At 70.1% G+C, this 16,306-nt stretch carries 14 protein-coding genes; 8 read left to right on the top strand and 6 right to left on the bottom strand.

Going from position 1 to position 16,306, the window contains the following annotated elements; translation table 11 throughout:
* The first annotated feature begins 16 nt into the window (after nt 1-16).
* The 4 genes from GGR71_RS15465 (at nt 17) to GGR71_RS15450 (ending at nt 5,694) form a co-directional block, all read left to right on the top strand.
* Nucleotides 17-706, top strand: a complete 690-nt coding sequence (locus tag GGR71_RS15465; RefSeq protein WP_160963230.1) for a glutathione binding-like protein — start codon at nt 17-19, stop codon at nt 704-706.
* A gap of 70 nt (nt 707-776) precedes the next feature.
* On the top strand, nt 777-3,008 hold the full coding sequence (locus GGR71_RS15460; RefSeq protein WP_160963232.1) for a S9 family peptidase: 2,232 nt from the start codon (nt 777-779) through the stop codon (nt 3,006-3,008).
* Nucleotides 3,009-3,060: 52 nt separating this feature from the next.
* Nucleotides 3,061-3,639, top strand: a complete 579-nt coding sequence (locus GGR71_RS15455) for a cytochrome c oxidase assembly factor 1 family protein (RefSeq protein WP_160963234.1) — start codon at nt 3,061-3,063, stop codon at nt 3,637-3,639.
* Nucleotides 3,640-3,888: 249 nt separating this feature from the next.
* Nucleotides 3,889-5,694 carry a DUF885 domain-containing protein gene (locus GGR71_RS15450; RefSeq protein WP_184452099.1) on the top strand — a complete coding sequence of 602 codons (1,806 nt, stop codon included), beginning with the start codon at nt 3,889-3,891 and terminating at the stop codon, nt 5,692-5,694.
* Between the two features lie 61 nt (nt 5,695-5,755).
* Here GGR71_RS15450 and GGR71_RS15445 read toward each other — a convergent pair whose 3' ends face one another.
* The 3 genes from GGR71_RS15445 to GGR71_RS15435 all read right to left on the bottom strand — a co-directional run bounded on the left by GGR71_RS15445 (nt 5,756) and on the right by GGR71_RS15435 (nt 7,386).
* Nucleotides 5,756-6,127: a hypothetical protein gene (locus GGR71_RS15445; protein WP_160963238.1), complete on the bottom strand. Its 372-nt coding sequence runs from the start codon at nt 6,125-6,127 to the stop codon at nt 5,756-5,758.
* Nucleotides 6,128-6,396: 269 nt separating this feature from the next.
* Complete coding sequence (locus GGR71_RS15440; RefSeq protein WP_160963240.1) at nt 6,397-6,855, bottom strand: hypothetical protein; 459 nt, start codon at nt 6,853-6,855, stop codon at nt 6,397-6,399.
* 165 nt (nt 6,856-7,020) lie between these two features.
* Nucleotides 7,021-7,386, bottom strand: coding sequence for a hypothetical protein (locus GGR71_RS15435; protein WP_160963242.1), 366 nt, complete (start codon nt 7,384-7,386; stop codon nt 7,021-7,023).
* A 278-nt stretch (nt 7,387-7,664) separates the two neighbouring features.
* Here GGR71_RS15435 and GGR71_RS15430 point away from each other — a divergent pair, with 278 nt between their 5' ends.
* Nucleotides 7,665-7,913: a hypothetical protein gene (locus GGR71_RS15430; protein WP_010340624.1), complete on the top strand. Its 249-nt coding sequence runs from the start codon at nt 7,665-7,667 to the stop codon at nt 7,911-7,913.
* Between the two features lie 206 nt (nt 7,914-8,119).
* On the top strand, nt 8,120-9,112 hold the full coding sequence (hemB, locus tag GGR71_RS15425) for a porphobilinogen synthase (RefSeq protein ID WP_160963244.1): 993 nt from the start codon (nt 8,120-8,122) through the stop codon (nt 9,110-9,112).
* A 165-nt stretch (nt 9,113-9,277) separates the two neighbouring features.
* Here the strand turns inward: hemB and GGR71_RS15420 are convergent, their stop codons facing one another.
* A complete protein-coding gene (locus GGR71_RS15420) occupies nt 9,278-10,267 on the bottom strand; it encodes an NAD-dependent epimerase/dehydratase family protein (RefSeq protein ID WP_184452097.1) in 990 nt (329 codons plus the stop codon).
* Between the two features lie 91 nt (nt 10,268-10,358).
* On the opposite strand from GGR71_RS15420, the gene GGR71_RS15415 reads away from it, so the two are divergent.
* On the top strand, nt 10,359-11,246 hold the full coding sequence (locus GGR71_RS15415; RefSeq protein ID WP_160963246.1) for a LysR family transcriptional regulator: 888 nt from the start codon (nt 10,359-10,361) through the stop codon (nt 11,244-11,246).
* A 117-nt stretch (nt 11,247-11,363) separates the two neighbouring features.
* On the opposite strand, the gene GGR71_RS15410 is transcribed toward GGR71_RS15415, so the two are convergent.
* A complete protein-coding gene (locus GGR71_RS15410) occupies nt 11,364-12,119 on the bottom strand; it encodes a DNA/RNA non-specific endonuclease (protein ID WP_160963248.1) in 756 nt (251 codons plus the stop codon).
* A gap of 197 nt (nt 12,120-12,316) precedes the next feature.
* On the opposite strand from GGR71_RS15410, the gene GGR71_RS15405 reads away from it, so the two are divergent.
* A complete protein-coding gene (locus GGR71_RS15405) occupies nt 12,317-14,824 on the top strand; it encodes a PepSY domain-containing protein (RefSeq protein WP_160963250.1) in 2,508 nt (835 codons plus the stop codon).
* Nucleotides 14,825-15,363: 539 nt separating this feature from the next.
* Here the strand turns inward: GGR71_RS15405 and GGR71_RS15400 are convergent.
* On the bottom strand, nt 15,364-16,254 hold the full coding sequence (locus GGR71_RS15400; protein ID WP_160963252.1) for a TolB family protein: 891 nt from the start codon (nt 16,252-16,254) through the stop codon (nt 15,364-15,366).
* Nucleotides 16,255-16,306 lie beyond the last annotated feature (52 nt).

Here is a 16,306-nt window from a genome sequence, read left to right as displayed (position 1 = left end):
TTCCAGGAGCGCCGCCATGATCGATCTGTATTACTGGCCCACCCCCAACGGGCACAAGGTCACCCTGTTCCTCGAGGAAGCCGGACTGGACTACACGCTCAAGCCGGTCAACATCGGTGCCGGCGAACAGTTCGCGCCTGAATTCCTGGCGATCTCGCCGAACAACAAGATGCCGGCCATCGTCGACCATGCCCCGGCCGACGGCGGCGCGCCGCAGAGCGTGTTCGAGTCCGGCGCGATCCTGCTGTACCTGGCCGAGAAGACCGGCCGCTTCCTGCCGGCCGATCCGCGCGGGCGCGTGGTCGCGCTGGAATGGCTGTTCTGGCAGATGGCCGGGCTCGGCCCGATGACCGGGCAGATGGGCCACTTCAACGTCTATGCGCCGGAGAAGATCGGCTATGCGATCGAGCGCTACGGCAACGAGGTGCGGCGCCTGCACGGCGTGCTGGACAAGCGCCTGGCGCACAGCGCCTACCTGGCCGGCGACGCCTACGGCATCGCCGACATGGCCAGCTACCCGTGGATCGAGGTGTACAACGGCCTGTCTCCCGACTACGCCGCTTTCCCGCATCTCAAGCGCTGGCACGACGCCATCGCCGCGCGCCCGGCCACCCAGCGCGCCTACGCCTTGAAGGAGCAGGTGAACCCGAACGCGGGCAAGCCGCTCAGCGACGCCGAGCGCAAGCACCTGTTCGGGCAGCGCTGAGCCCGCGCGCTTCTCAAATCCCGGGCGCACGCGCATCATCCGTGCGCTCGGTGCTCCATCAGGAACCTTCATGCGCTCTCTGTTCGCCGCTCTCGCCCTCATGCTCGCCACCCCCGTCCTTCCCGCCCACGCCGAGAAACTGACCCTGGAGGCCATCACCGGCAGCAAGCCGTTGTCCGGGCCGACCCTGATGAAGCCCAAGGTGGCGCCGGACGGCTCGCGGGTGACCTTCCTGCGTGGCAAGGACAGCGACCGCAACCAGCTGGACCTGTGGGAATACGACATCGCCAGCGGGCAGACCCGCATGCTGGTGGATTCCAAGCTGGTGCTGCCCGGTACCGAGACCCTGAGCGACGAGGAGAAGGCGCGCCGCGAGCGCCAGCGCATCGCCGCCTACACCGGCATCGTCGAGTACCAGTGGGCGCCGGACGCGCAGGCGTTGCTGTTCCCGCTCGGCGGCGAGCTGTACCTGTACGACCTGCGCAAGAGCGGTAGCGCGGCGGTACGCAAGCTCACCCATGGCGAAGGCTTCGTCACCGATCCGAAGATCTCGCCCAAGGGCGGCTACGTCAGCTTCGTGCGCGGGCGCAACCTGTGGGTGATCGACCTGGCCAGCGGCCAGCAGCATCAGCTCACCCACGACGGCAGCGAGACCATCGGCAACGGCGTGGCCGAGTTCGTCGCCGACGAGGAAATGGATCGCCACACCGGCTACTGGTGGGCGCCGGACGACTCGGCGATCGCCTTCGCGCGCATCGACGAAACCGAGGTGCCGGTGCAGAAGCGCCCGGAGGTCTACGCCGACCACACCGAGGTGGTGGAGCAGCGCTACCCGCAGGCCGGCCAGCCCAACGTGAAGATCCAGCTCGGTACGATCGCGCCGCGTGCCGGCGCGCAGCCGCAGTGGATCGACCTGGGCAAGAACCCGGACATCTACCTGGCGCGGGTGGACTGGCGCGATCCGCAACGGCTGACCTTCCAGCGCCAGTCGCGCGACCAGAAGCGCCTGGAGCTGATCGAGGCGACCCTGGCCACCGGCAAGCAGCGCGTGCTGATCATCGAGACCAGCCCGACCTGGGTCCCGCTCACCTACGACCTGCACTTCCTCAAGGACGGGCGCTTCGTCTGGGGCTCGGAGCGCAGTGGCTACGAACATCTGTATCTGGCCTCGGAAGACGGCCGCACGCTGCGCCCGCTGACCCAGGGCGAGTGGGTGGTGGACGAGCTGCTGGCGGTGGATGAAGCGGCCGGCAAGGTCTATTTCTCCGCGACCAAGGCGTCGCCGACGCAGACCCAGATTTACGCGGTGCCGCTGGCCGGCGGTGCCATCGAGACGCTGTCCAAGCCCAACGGCACGCATGCCGCCAGCTTCGCCAAGAACGCCAGCGTGTATGTCGACAGTTGGTCCAACACCACCACGCCGCCGCAGATCGAGTTGTTCCGCGCCAATGGCGAAAAGATCGCCACCCTGCTGGTCAACGACTTGGCCGATCCGCAGCATCCCTATGCGGCCTACCGCGAGGCGCAGCGGCCGGTCGAGTTCGGCACCATGACCGCCGCCGACGGCAAGACCCAGTTGCACTACCGGCTGATGAAGCCGGACGGGTTCGATCCCGGCAAGCGCTATCCGGTGGTGGTCTACGTGTACGGTGGCCCGGCCGCGCAGACCGTGCTCGACGGCTGGCCCGGCCGTGGCGATGCGCTGTTCGACCAGTACCTGGCCCAGCACGGCTATGTGGTGTTCTCGCTGGACAACCGCGGCACGCCGCGCCGCGGCCGCGATTTCGGCGGCGCGCTGTACCAGCACCAGGGCACGGTGGAAGTGGACGACCAGTTGCGCGGCGTGGCCTGGCTGAAGGCGCAGCCGTGGGTGGATGCGGCGCGCATCGGCGTGTACGGCTGGTCCAACGGCGGCTACATGACCCTGATGCTGCTGGCCAAGCACAGCGAGGCCTATGCCTGCGGCGCTGCCGGCGCGCCGGTCACCGATTGGGGCCTGTACGACAGCCACTACACCGAGCGCTACATGAACCTGCCCAAGGCCAATCCCGACGGCTACCGCGACAGCCGCGTGGCCGCGCACCTGGATGGGCTGACCTCGCAGTTGCTGTTGCTGCACGGCATGGCCGACGACAACGTGCTGTTCACCAATTCCACCTCGCTGATGAGCGAACTGCAGAAGCGCGGCAAGCTGTTCGAGCTGATGACCTATCCGGGTGCCAAGCACGGCCTGTCCGGCAGCAACGCGCTGCATCGCTACCGCACCACCGAAGCCTTCCTGGCGCGCTGCCTCAAGCCCTGAGCGCGCCGGTCCGCTTCCACCTGCCCGTTTCCGCATGACAAGGAGTGACGCAATGTCGAGTCCGCCGCCGCTACCCGGGACGCCCGGCCCGACCACCGCCACGGCACAGCGACCGGCCCAGCGCGGCTGGTGGGCGCGGCACTGGAAGTGGGCGGTGCCGCTGATCGTGCTGGTGCTCGGCGCCCTGCTGCTGGCGTCGATCGCGGTGTTCGTGCTTGGCCTCGCGCGCGTCACCAAGTCGTCCGAGCCGTATCGCGTCGGCGTCATGGCCGCACAACACGATCCACGCGTGGCGGCCGCGCTGGGCGCGCCGATCAAGGACGGCATCATGCCCAGCGGCAACATCAGCACCAGCGGCGCCGGCAACGGCAATGCCGAGCTGAGCGTGTCACTACACGGCAGCCGCGCCAACGGCACCCTGTACATCGAAGCCGAGCGCCATGCGGGCGAGTGGCACTACACCACCTTGCAGGTACTGCCGGATGCGGGCGAGGCGATCCCGCTGCTCGACGCGCTCGGGCAGGACGCCGACGACGAGGAGGAGGCGGACGGGATGGCGGTCGAGGCGCCGCCGGTGCCCGCAACGGACGCAGACAACGCCATGCCGGCCGAGGCCGACGCGACGAAGTAAGCGGGTGGCGAACGTGTTGCCGCCCACTCGTCGCGTGGTGCGTGGGTGGCTTCCATGGGCGTGCGACCATCGCACTGCCATCTGCAGTGATGCATTCCGCGTTGCCGTCACTGTATGCGCCTTGCGTCGGCCGCGACGCGGGCCTGTTCGCATGCTGCGCCGCCGCGTGGCGCAGCCATGACCTCCGGCAGATGGCCGATCCGGCACGTGCCGCGTACGGTCCTGACATCATTCTGCCGGAGCTGCGCCATGAAGCCACGTGTCCTCGCCATCGCCCTGACCCTGGCGCTGGCAGCGCCTTCGCCGTTCCCGGCGCTGGCCGCAGCGGCCGCACCGGCGGCCGCTTCCGCCACGCGCACACCGGCCTGGGTGGAGCGTAGCAATGCGTTCGCGCAGATCCTGCTGCAGGCGCAGGCGCCGTTCCAGGCCGAGGAAGTGAGCTTCTTCGGCGTGCCTGGATTCGACGATCAGGTCTCCGACTTCGGTCCCGACAACGCACGGCGCTTCCGCGAGGCCATCAGCGCCGCGCGCCGCACGCTGCAGGAAAAACTGCAGGTGGAGCGCGATCCCAACGTGCGCCAGGATCTGGCGATCCTGATCCACGCCGCCGACCAGTCCATCGAAGGCAGCACGCTCAACGAGCGCCTGTTGCTGCCATGGACCGATGCGCCGCAGCACGTGTTCGGCGGCATCAACAACCTGTTGTCCGAGCAGGTGCCGGCGGCGCGCCGCGCCAAGGCGCTGCTGCGGCTGCAGCGCTACGTCGGCCTGGCGCCGGGCAGCACCTCGATCCTGCTGCTGGCGCGGCAACGCTACGAGGAAAAGCGCGCCGACCGCAAGCTTCTGCAGCCGACCAGGCGCGAGGTCGAGCAGGCCTTGAGCAATGTCGACACCTACGCCAAGGGCATTCGCGCGCTGTTCGCCGAGTACGGGATCGCCGGCGCGGACGCGGCGCTGGCGGCGCTGGACAAGCAGTTCCAGGACTACGCCACCTGGACGCGCACGGTGGTGCTGCCGCAGGCGCGCGAGGATGCGCGCCTGCCGCCCGAGCTGTATGCGTTCCAGCTCAAGCAGGTCGGCATCGACATCGCCCCGCAGGTGCTGATGCAGCGTGCGCAGCTGGAATTCATGGAAACCCGCGCGACGATGCAGCAGCTGGCGCCGCTGGTGGCCGCCGCCAAGGGTCTGCGCGGCGACGATGCCCGCGACTATCGCGCGGTGCTGCGCGCGCTCAAGCGCGACACCATCCCCGACGACAAGCTCGAGGCGCATTACCGCAGCGTCATCGACCGCATCGATCCGATCATCCGCCAGCAGCACATCGTCGACGTGCCGCAGCGGCCGATGCAGATGCGCCTGGGCTCGCCAGCCGAAAGCGCCGCGCAACCGGCGCCGCATTTCCGCCCGGCACCGCTGGTCGGCAACACCGGCGAGCAGGGCACCTTCGTGCTGCCGCTGGGCAATCCGGACAGCGCCGGCAAGGGCGAGCACTACGACGATTTCAACTTCGGCGCGGCGGCGTGGACGCTGAGCGCGCACGAGGGCCGGCCCGGCCACGAACTGCAGTTCACCGCCATGGTCGAGCGCGGCGTGTCGCTGGCGCGCAGCCTGTTCGCGTTCAATTCGGTCAACGTCGAAGGCTGGGCGCTGTACGCCGAGGCCGAGATGGTGCCGTACGAACCGCTGGACGGGCAGTTGGTCGCCTTGCAGTTCCGCCTGCTGCGCGCGGCGCGGGCCATGCTCGACCCGATGCTCAATCTCGGCCTGATCGACCGCGAGCGTGCGCGCCTGGTGCTGGAGAACGAGGTCGGCCTGTCGCCGGCGATGGCCCGGCAGGAACTGGACCGCTACATGGTGCGCGCGCCCGGCCAGGCCGGCAGCTACTTCTACGGCTACAGCCGCATCCTGGAACTGCGCATGCGCACCGAACTGGCGCTGGGCGCCAAGTTCGACCGGCTGAAGTTCAACAACTTCCTGCTGGACCAAGGGCTGCTGCCGCCGGACCAGTTGGCCGCGGCGGTGGATGAGGCGTTCGTGCCGTCACAGCGCAAGTGAGCGGAAGGTCAACTGGACGCGCCACTGCGCTCAAAGTGCGCAGTGGCGCAGTCGCTGCGGATCAATGATCCTCAGGAACCTTTTCGGGCCTTTGCCGTCCCGTCCAATCGCGGGCTTTGCCGCCGCCGATCGGGCATATATACATGTACTGATAGACCGCATCTACCGCTTTCTGCGTCCACGGTTTGAAGCATACGTTTCCGACGCAGCAAGGGCCGGTCGACGTTGGCCAAGGACAGTAGCCAGGGACTGCGACCCATACGCCGGCTTGAGGCGTCACAGGCGTCCAGTTCTTGTCCTTGCCCTTGCAGCCTTGCGTGCACAAGACGAAGGGGTCGTTGTCGCGACAGGCCAGATCTTCATAGACCTGCTGTGCGCCAGCGGCGCCCTGAAACCCCAGGAACGCAACCAGAATCCATAGCCACTGTTTCATCGCACTTCCCTCTGTCGAAAGCGGTCCATCCCAGACGTTCGGACCAAACGTGTCGTCGCATGGCGGGCGGCACCCCGGACCGGGACCCTGACGGGTCGCGCCAATCCTGCCCGCAAATAGCTTAGCAAGGGTTTCAGCGCGCGAGGGGGATACCGTGCGCCATGGGCCCACCCGGCCCATCCCGGCTGACAGGGGCGATCCGCTGCGGAGCGAGGGAAGTGCGCCAGCGGCGCACGCATCGGCCGGGCAGGGCAGCAGGCTGACTGGATTCAGCGAATGGGCGGTGGCGCCGGCTGCGGCGCCGCTGGCGCCTGCGCCCCGGGCGGCACCCAGATCGCCATGCCGGCGGCACGCTTCTGCGTGGTGGGGATGCCGATGCCCAGGCCGCCGCCGACATGGCCGCCGTAGCTGCCCGCGCCGACCGACAGGCCGCCGCCGGAGCGTTGCGAGCCCACGCCCATCAGCACCACGCCGTTGGCGCCGAGCTTGGCCGCGTCGCGCTTGAGCCGGGCCACCGCCGCATCGGTCTGGCCCTGGGTGCCGAAACCGGCGGCGCTGGAGGATTCGAGCTGGGCGATATCCACCGCCCCCGGCGGCGGTGCCGAATAGATCTGCACCAGCGCTGGATCGATCGGCGGCCGCGCCGCGCCGACCATCACCTTGGAGGAACTGGCGCAGCCGGCCAGGGCCAGCAGCAGCGCCAGCGGCAACAGCGGTCGGATGTTCATGGCCTTACCCCCGTGTTCGGATCTCACGCGATCATAGGCGGGCCGGGTGAATCGTGCCGAACCCGGCGCCGCCACCCTGGCAGGGCGGCCGTGATCCCCATGCCAAGACGTGGGGGCCGGGCTGGCGGGGGCAGCACGCCGCTGCGTCGTGCAGCGGCATGAGCGTCAGTGCTCGTAGGGCACGTTTTCCGGACGCCGGCTCGGGTCCGTCCACTCGCCTTGGTTGACGGCGGCAGGACAGATGTCCTCGTACTGCTTCACGGCCACGATCGCGGTGGGCGTCCACGCGCCGCAGTGCCAACCGTGCTTGCAGCAGCGTACCGGACTGGGCCGCAAGCAATACCCGGGGTCCGCTTGCCAGGAGCCACTGATCGGGTCGACCGGGCTCCAGTTCTTGTCGACACCCTTGCAGCCCTGGGTGCAGAACACGAAGGGGTCGTTGTCGCGGCACACGAGCTTCTTGTAGACGGGTGCGGCGAGGGCGGGGAGCGACAGTAGACAGAGGGCGAAAATCCATATCCAGCGCTTCATGGGTTCCTCCTAGATGAAGACGGTGCAGCGTTCCCGTCCCGCAGTAAGACGATCCAATGCGCGCATCCCCTACCCGCTTCGCCCAGGTGTTCCGTTTGCGCCGTCACCGTGGATCGACCGTCATCACCGGCCGCGCTGGAGTTTCCCGTTGGGTGCCGGCGACCAGCTCCGGCGTGGCCCCGAATGGATCCGCACCAGCGCCGGACCGATCAGCGGACGCGCCGCGCCGGCCTTCGCAGTGCGCTATGGTGCAGGCTGACATTCGCACGGAGGCCAGCATGGGCCTGATCAGTCTGCTGTGGGGCATCGTGGCATTGCTGTGGATGATCCTGGCCTTCATCCCGCTGCTCGGCTGGGGCAACTGGTTCCTGATTCCGTTCGCCGCGGTCGGCGCACTGATTGCCGCGATCGGGCTGCTGTTCACCGCCGCGCCCAACCGCGGCCGCGCCAAGACCGGCCTGATGCTCAATGCGCTGGTGATCGTGGTCGGGGTGATCCGGCTGAGCCTGGGCGGCGGGGTGATCTGACCCGCGTGCCGGGCGACCGGCATGCTGTGTTGCACCATCCCGCGCTGCGCGCCGCGCCGGCGGGAGTAACATGCGCAGCCGACGGCGCCCGCACGCGGGCCGCCTTGCGTTCACGCCGGTGCCGGCGGCGCGGCCCGGGTGCCTGGCGGCATCGGACCGTGCGACCGGCGCGGCCTCCCAGAATCCGCCCATCCAGGAGCCTGCACGTGGCCCATCCCCACTACCGTCCCCGGCGCATGCGCCGCGATGCCTTTTCGCGCCGCCTGATGCGCGAACACACCCTCACCGTCGACGATCTGATCTGGCCGGTGTTCGTGCACGACGTGCCCGGGCGCACGCCGATCGCGTCGATGCCCGGCGTGGAGCGGCTGTCGATCGAGGAGCTGCTGAAGGAGGCCGAGGCCGCGCTGGAACTGGGCATCCCGGTGATCGACCTGTTCCCGGTGATCGACCCGGCCGGCAAGTCGCTGGACGCGGCCGAGGCCTGGAATCCGGACGGCCTGGCGCAACGCGCGGTGCGCGCGCTGAAGAGCCGCTTCCCGGAACTGGGGGTGATGACCGACGTGGCGCTGGATCCGTACACCAGCCACGGCCAGGACGGCATCATCGACGACCGCGGCTATGTGCTCAACGACATCACCGTCGAGGCGCTGGTGCAGCAGTCGCTGTCGCATGCCCACGCCGGCGTGGACATCGTTTCGCCCTCGGACATGATGGACGGGCGCATCGGCGCGATCCGCCGCGCGCTGGATGCCGACGCGCACCTGCACGTGCGCATCATGGCCTACTCGGCCAAGTACGCCTCGGCGTTCTACGGCCCGTTCCGCGAGGCCGTGGGCAGCGCCGGCAACCTCGGCAAGGCCGACAAGACCACCTACCAGATGGACCCGGCCAACGGCGACGAGGCCCTGCGCGAGATCGCCCTGGACCTGGAAGAAGGCGCGGACATGGTGATGGTCAAGCCCGGCATGCCCTACCTGGACGTGGTGCGGCGGGTGAAGGACGAGTTCCGCGTGCCGACCTTCGCCTATCAGGTCAGCGGCGAGTACGCGATGCTCAAGGCGGCGATCGGCAACGGCTGGCTGGACGAGCGCGCCTGCGTGCTGGAGTCGCTGATGGCGTTCAAGCGTGCCGGCGCCGACGGCGTGCTGACCTACTTCGCGCCGCAGGTGGCGCGCTGGCTGCGCGAGGCGCGCTGAGCCGGCGTCTCTCTGTCTGTTGGAGACATTTCAGTCGCGACGGGGTCTTCGAAAAAGCGTCGCGACTGAAGTCGCTCCTGCACAGGCAGCGATCTTGATATCCATCTGCGTGGATCTCGTAGGAGCGGCTTCAGCCGCGACCGCGCACCCGCGCACGCGTCCGCGCTATGCCGCTGGCGTCGCCGCCGGCAGACAGCCCAGCCCGCGCAGCGTCGCTTCCACCGCCGCATCCAGCGGCGTGTGCGGTTCTTCGCCGAGCAAATCCAGCAATCGCGCATTGCGCATGCGCAGCGGGTGCCGCCACAGCGGGCGCATCTCGTGCAGTTCGCGCGCCAGCGGCCAGAACGGCAGGGCCAGGGTCAGCAGCGGCCACGGGAAGCGGCGCGTGCGTGGCGGCGCCAGTCCATGGCGTTGCGCGACCCGCGCGATCGCCGCGGCCAGTTGCGTGCCGTCGGCGTCCCAGTGCCCGTCCATGTGCAGGCGGGCGAAGGCCGGCAGGCGCGTGCGCTGTTGCAGCAGCGCCAGCATGGTCCGCGCCACGTCCGGCACGTAGGCCCATTGGTGGCCCACGCCCGCATCGCCCGGCAGGGTCACCGTCGTGACCGGCCGTCCCGGCCGCACCAGCCCCTGCGCGAACCAGCTGTTGCCCACGCGCGGGCCGAAGAAATCACCGGCGCGCACCACGATCGCGCGTGCGCCCTGCGTGGTCGCCGCCTGCAGGCGCCGCTCCAGTTCCACCCGGATCGCGCCCTTGCGCGTGACCGGCGCCTGCAGCGCGTCTTCGTCCGGCGCCGGATAGGCGTCCGGGCCGTAGTTGTAGACCGTGCCCGGCAGGACTACGGTGGCGCGCCCGGCGATGGCCGCGGCGATGGTGTTGTCGATCATCGGCAGCACCAGCTCCGACCAGCGCCGGTAGCCCGGCGGATTGACCGCATGCACGATCACCGCGCAGCCCTGCGCCGCCTGCAACACGTCGGCCCGCTGCAGCGCATCGCCGCGGCGCCAGTGGATGCCGTCGCGGTCCTCGCTGGGGTGGGCGAGGCCGCGCTGCAGCGCGCGCACCTGCCAGCCGGCGTCGCGCAACTGCCGCGCCAGTTCGCCGCCGATGCCGCCGCGGGCGCCCAGCACCAGGGCCGTGGAAGAAGATGGGGACATGACAGCGCTCCGTTGGGGTCGGCGCTCAGTGTCAGTATCGGTGCCGCAGAAGAAAATTGGCGAAGACCACCAGGCAGCTATACATTTCTGTATGGACAACACGATCGGCTGGGAACTCTACCGGTCCTTCCTGGCGGTGCTGGAGGAGGGCTCGTTGTCGGCGGCGGCACGCGCGCTGGGGCTGACCCAGCCCACGGTCGGCCGGCACGTGGCGGCGCTGGAACAGGCGCTGGCGGTGCCGCTGTTCGTGCGCTCGCAGACCGGCCTGCTGCCCACCGATGCCGCCCTGGCCTTGCACGGGCATGCGCAGGCGATGGCCAGCCTGGCCGCGTCGCTGCAGCGCGCGGCGGGCCGCCACGGCGATGCGGTGCGCGGCACGGTGCGCATCGCCGCCAGCGAGGTGATCGGCGCGGAAGTGCTGCCGCCGGTGCTCGCGGCCCTGCGCCGCGCGCATCCGCAACTGCGGCTGGAACTGGTGCTGAGCAACCGGGTACAGGACCTGCTGCACCGCGAGGCCGACGTGGCGGTGCGTATGACCCGGCCCACCCAGGACGTGCTGGTCGCGCGCCGCGTCGGCGAGGTGGCGGTGGCGCTGTTCGCGCACCAGGATTACGTGGACCGGCACGGCCTGCCGCAGGCGTTGGACGAACTGCCGCAGCACGCACTAATTGGCTTCGATGCGGAGACGCCGTTCCTGCGTGCCGCGCGCAGCGGCCTGCCGCTGTGGCGGCGCGAGGCGTTCGCGTTGCGCGCCGACAGCGACCTGGCGCAACTGGCATTGTTGCGCGCCGGCTGCGGCATCGGCTTCTGCCAGGTCGCGTTGGCGCGGCGAACGCCGGCGCTGGTGCCGGTGCTGGCGCAGCAGGTGCGCGTCGGCCTGGAGAGCTGGATCGTGATGCACCAGGACGTGCGCGGCAGCGCGGCCTGCAGCGTGGTGTTCGCGGCGCTGGCCGAGGCGATGACGGCGCACACCGCCTGAGGGGCGCGCGCTTGCAATGGCGGCCGGTTTGCGCACTCGCGCATCCGGCCGCACCGACCCGGGCAGGGTGTCGGGACACTTCTACGAATCCCGAATCCCCACTCCCGAATCCCCGCCTTACGGCAACGTCAGCGCGATCGGATTGGCCTTCATGCTGGCGCTGATCGCCGGGAACGGATCCACGCCGGACATGGTGATGACGTCGTTGATCGACACCACGTCGCAGTTGATGGTGCTGTCGTTGACGCACATGTAGGCGGCCGCGCCGTTGCCCGGCTCGTACACCGCCTTCCACACGTAGTTCGGGACCTGCACGTTGTCGGCGCCGATGCTGCTGCGCGTGCCGCTGTCGAAGGCCGGGCCGGTGACCACATAGACCTCGCCGCGCTGCTTGGCCAGCTGACGCACCTGCTCCTCGATCCGCGCCCACTCGCCGGTGTTGAGCTTGTGGTCCTGCGGGACCACGTTGGCCATCGAGAAGGTTTCCTTCTCCGAGCTGGTGGTCGAGGCGTCGCCGGCCGGAGTCATGTGGCCGCGGTCGAAGCCGGAGTTGGTGTAGTCCGAGGTGTGCGAGCGGTCGGCGGCCGGGATGCCGGTCTCGTCGTGGAAGGAGCCGACGCGGCCGATCGATTCGGCGCCGGCGACCTGCTGGTCGGTGATGTGCTCGGCCGAGTACAGCGGACCCTTGGTCACGCCGGAGGCCATCAGCACGTATTCGGTATGGCAGACCTCGGTGGTGCGGCTGGTGATCGACGCGTCGAGCGTCGGCGCCTTGCCGCCGGCGTAGAGCGTGGGACAGCTGGTGGCGGCGCTTGCCGCCTGGGCGGCGAACAGCGCAAGCAGGGCAAGACAACCGCGCAGGGAGACGGACATTGCAGGAACCTCGGCTGGTCAGGGGAGGTGAAGAAACTGGCGAGATTCGATGTCCGTCAGGTGACCATTCGATGTGCCGCAAATGGCAACCGCGCCGCGGGTCACGCTTGGCGGTAGACGCCGCGCCGCGCCGGATCAATCGCATGCGATAAGCGTTCTCATTTACAATGCGCGACCGCCCGTTCTGCGCCTCGCCCGTGATCAAGTCCTTGTTGTTCCAATTGCACTGGCTGCTCGGCATCAGCGCCGGGCTGGTACTGTCGGTGATGGGCCTGAGCGGGGCCACGCTCGCCTTCGAGGACGAGATCGTGCGCCTGGCCAATCCGCCGCTGGCGGCCATCGCCGCGCGCCATGCCGCCGGCGAGCAGCCGCTGCCGCTGGCCGAGCTGGCGCGGCGCCTGGACCTGGACGGCGCGCACCGCAGCAACCGGCTGCTGATCGACCCGACCGGCACGCGGCCGTCCGCGGTGCGCCTGCCCGGTCGCGACGGCGGCCGCCTGTATTTCGATCCCTACACCGGCGCGGTGCTGCCGGCGCCGCGGCTGGACGGGTTCTTCTCCTTCGTCGAAGACCTGCACCGGCGCCTGGCCGCGGGCGAGCGCGGCAAGGCGGTCACCGGGGTTTGCGCCTTCGTGCTGATCTTCTTCTGCCTGTCGGGGTTGTACCTGCGCTGGCCGCGGCGCTGGTGGAGCTGGCGCGCCTGGTGGGCGGTGGAGTGGAACCGGCAGGGCCGCAGCTTCCTGTGGAGCCTGCACTCGGTGATCGGCACCTGGTGCCTGCTGGTGTACCTGCTGATCGCCGCGACCGGGCTGTACTGGTCCTACGACTGGTACCGGCAGGGGCTGGTGGCGATGCTCGGCGGCGATGCCGCGCCCAAGGAGAAGGAGGGCGGTCGCGGCGGCAAGCCGCCGGCAGTGGACTACGCACGGCTGCAGGCGGCCCTGGCGACCGTGCCGGCCGCGCAGCGCGCCTATCTGGACCTGCGCCTGCCCGGCCGCAGCGGCCAGCCGATCGTCGCCCGCTACCTGCCGCCCGATCCGGCGCACGACCGCGCCTACGACAGCGTGGAGGTCGATCCGGCCAGCGGCCGCATCCTGCGCCGCCTGGACTACCGCGCGCAGCCGCTGGGCCGGCGCCTGCTGACCAGCATGTTCGCGCTGCACACCGGCAGCTTCTTCGGCCTGCCCGGGCGCGTGGTGATGCTGCTGGCGAGCCTGTGCATGTCGCTGTTCTTCGTCACCGGCTGGATGCTGTACCTCGACCGTCGGCGCAAGAAGCGCGCATTGCGCGCCGCGCGGCGCGCACTGCCGGGGCTGGTCGGCGATGCCGCCGGCGCCTGGCTGGTGGGCTTCGCCAGCCAGAGCGGCCTGGCCGAGCGCCTGGCCTGGCAGACCGCCGCGCAACTGCAGGCGGCCGGCCTGGCGGTGGAGGTGCGCTCGCTGGCCCAGCTGGATCTGGCGCACCTGCGCGGCGTCGAACGCGCGCTGTTCGTGGTCAGCACCTTCGGCGATGGCGAACCGCCGGACGCGGCGCGCGGCTTCGTCCGGCGCGTGCTGCGCCAGGCGCAGGCCCTGCCGGAGTTGCGCTACGCGCTGCTCGGCCTGGGCGATCGCCAGTATCCGCAGTACTGCGGCTTCTCGCGGGAACTGCAGCACTGGCTGGACGCGCAGGGCGCGCAGGCGCTGTTCCCGCCGCTGGAAGTGGACAACGCCGATCCGCAGGCGCTGGCGCAGTGGCAATGGCAACTGTCCGCGCTCACCGGCGTGGCGGCGTCGGCGCCGGTGCTGCAGGCGCCGGCGCCGCTGGACTGGCGCCTGGCCGGCCGCGTCCTGCTCAATCCGGGTAGTGCCGGCGCGCCGGTGTGGCGCATCGACCTGGCGCCGCCGCCGCAGGCGCACTGGCATGCCGGCGACATCCTGGAAGTGCAGCCCTGCCACGCCGACGAGACGGTCCACACCTGGCTCGCCGCGCAAGCGCTGGATGCCGAACAGACGGTGCAGGCCGATGGCCTGCGGCAACCCTTGTGGCAGGCGCTGGCGCCACGCGCGTTGACGCCGCCGACGCCAGGCGACGACCTGCAGGCCTGGGTGGATGCGCTGCCGAACCTGCCGCTGCGCGAATACTCGATCGCCTCGGTGCCGGCCGACGGCCTGCTGCAACTGGTGGTGCGCCTGACCCTGCGCGACGACGGCAGTCCCGGGCTGGGCGCCGGCTGGCTGTGCCAGCATGCGCCGCTGGGTGCGGTACTGCGCGCGCAGGTGCGGGCCAACCCGGGATTCCGCCGGCATGGCGATGCGCCGATGCTGCTGATCGGCAATGGCACCGGCATCGCCGGCCTGCGCAGCCTGCTGCGCGAAGCCGAGCAGGCCGGCGTGCAGGGGCACTGGCTGCTGTTCGGCGAACGCAATGCCGCGCACGATGCGCTGTTCGGCGACGAACTGCAGGCGTGGCAGGCCGCCGGCCATCTGCAGCGCCTGGATCTGCTGTTCTCGCGCGACCAGCCGCACAAGCGCTACGTGCAGGACGGACTGCGCGAGTCCGCCGACGCGGTCCGTGACTGGGTGACGCGCGGCGCCACCGTGTACGTCTGCGGCAGCCTCGCGGGCATGGCGCGCGGCGTGGACGTGGCATTGCGCGAGATCCTCGGCGAGGACGCGCTGGATGCGCTCAGCGCCGAGGGACGCTATCGGCGTGACGTGTATTGAGGTGATGCGCCACCAGCGGCGGGATCAGCTGCCCCGCGTGCTTGCGTCGCCGCTGCACGTCATGTGCAGGCCGCAGATGGTGACTTCAGGGCGCCTCCTGCCGTCTGCGTCGGGCCATGGATCAACCGGATGCGCTGTGCTTCGTAGGAGCGGCTTCAGCCGCGACCGGTACCCGGCAGGGCACGTCGCGGCTGTTCCTGCAAAAAGGGGTGAGATGCGCTCCTGCACGACGACGGCGTGTCTTGCTGAGCTGCAGTAGAGCGAGCTGCTAGATGAGATCTTCGGTCGCGGCAAGCGAACCGGCGATACGTCCAGGTGCCATGCGTCGGGACTGAAGTCCCTCCCACAACGGGCTTCTCGTATGCCCTTGTTGTCGGCCGGCATGGCAGCAGCCTGGGTATCCCGAGACGTCCGCTGGCGGTGCAGGACGACGCTGGCCTGCTGCACTTCGGCGCGTCTCGCCATGTAGCTATCCTCCGCCCGGCAACGCGCGTGCCGCACTCGAACGCCTCAGTGCCTCGCGTCGCCGCTCGACCCGCTTACAGGCAATCGCCGCTGCCCGTCGCCGCCGGCGCCTTGATCCGGTACAGGTCGCGCTTGCCGGCCTTCGGCGCGCGGGCGCTGCCGGACAGCAGCAGTTCGCCGGGTTTGGACGCATCCAGCACGGCGCCGGCGGTGTGGCCGTCGCTGTTGTTGAACGACAGGGCCAGCGGTTGCGGATCCGCGTAGCGGCCGCCGGCGCACTGCGCCAGCAGCACCTGGCTGCTCGTGCCGCCATGGGCACGCGCGAACAGCAGCGCGCGGCCGTCGCCCAGCCACGCCGCATCGGTCTCGTCGTCGGCGCTGTTGACCGCGGCCAGCGCCTGCGGTGCGGCGAACGCCTGGCCCTGCAGGCGCGCCACCAACAGGTCCAGGCCGCCGGCGCCGCCATGGCCGTCGCTGGCGAACAGCAGCCGGGTGCCGTCCAGCGACAGGGCCGGTGCGCGCTCGTTGCCCGGCGAATTCACCGCCACGCCCAGGTTCTGCGGCGCGCCGTAGCCGCCGTCGGCCAGTACCGGCGCGCGGTACAGGTCGCTGCCGCCGTGGCCGCCGGGACGATCGGAGGCGAAGTACAGCCAGCGGCCGTCGGCGCTGAAGAACGGGTCGCTGTCCAGGCTCGGCGAGTTCACAGGTGCCGGCAGCGGTTGCGGGTCGCGCCAGCGGCCGTCGCGCAGCACCGCCTGCCACAGGTCGCCGCCACCCGGCCCGCCGGCGCGGTCGGGACTGGCCCAGACGATGCGCTGGCCGTCGGGCGCGACGCTGGCGCGGGTCTCGTCCGCGGCGGTCGAGACCACGCCCATGCCCTCGATGCCGAATTCGGAAAGCGCGAACGCACACGGCGCGCAGAGTAAACTCGCGGCCAGCGCGAGCGGCAGGACAGGGGTCCGCATGTGGGAGTCCATGGAATGTCGCCGCCAGTCTAAAACAACCAACGAGCGCTCC

Source organism: Xanthomonas sp. F1 (genome assembly GCF_014199855.1).
This window is presented reverse-complemented; position numbering and strand designations above follow the sequence as displayed.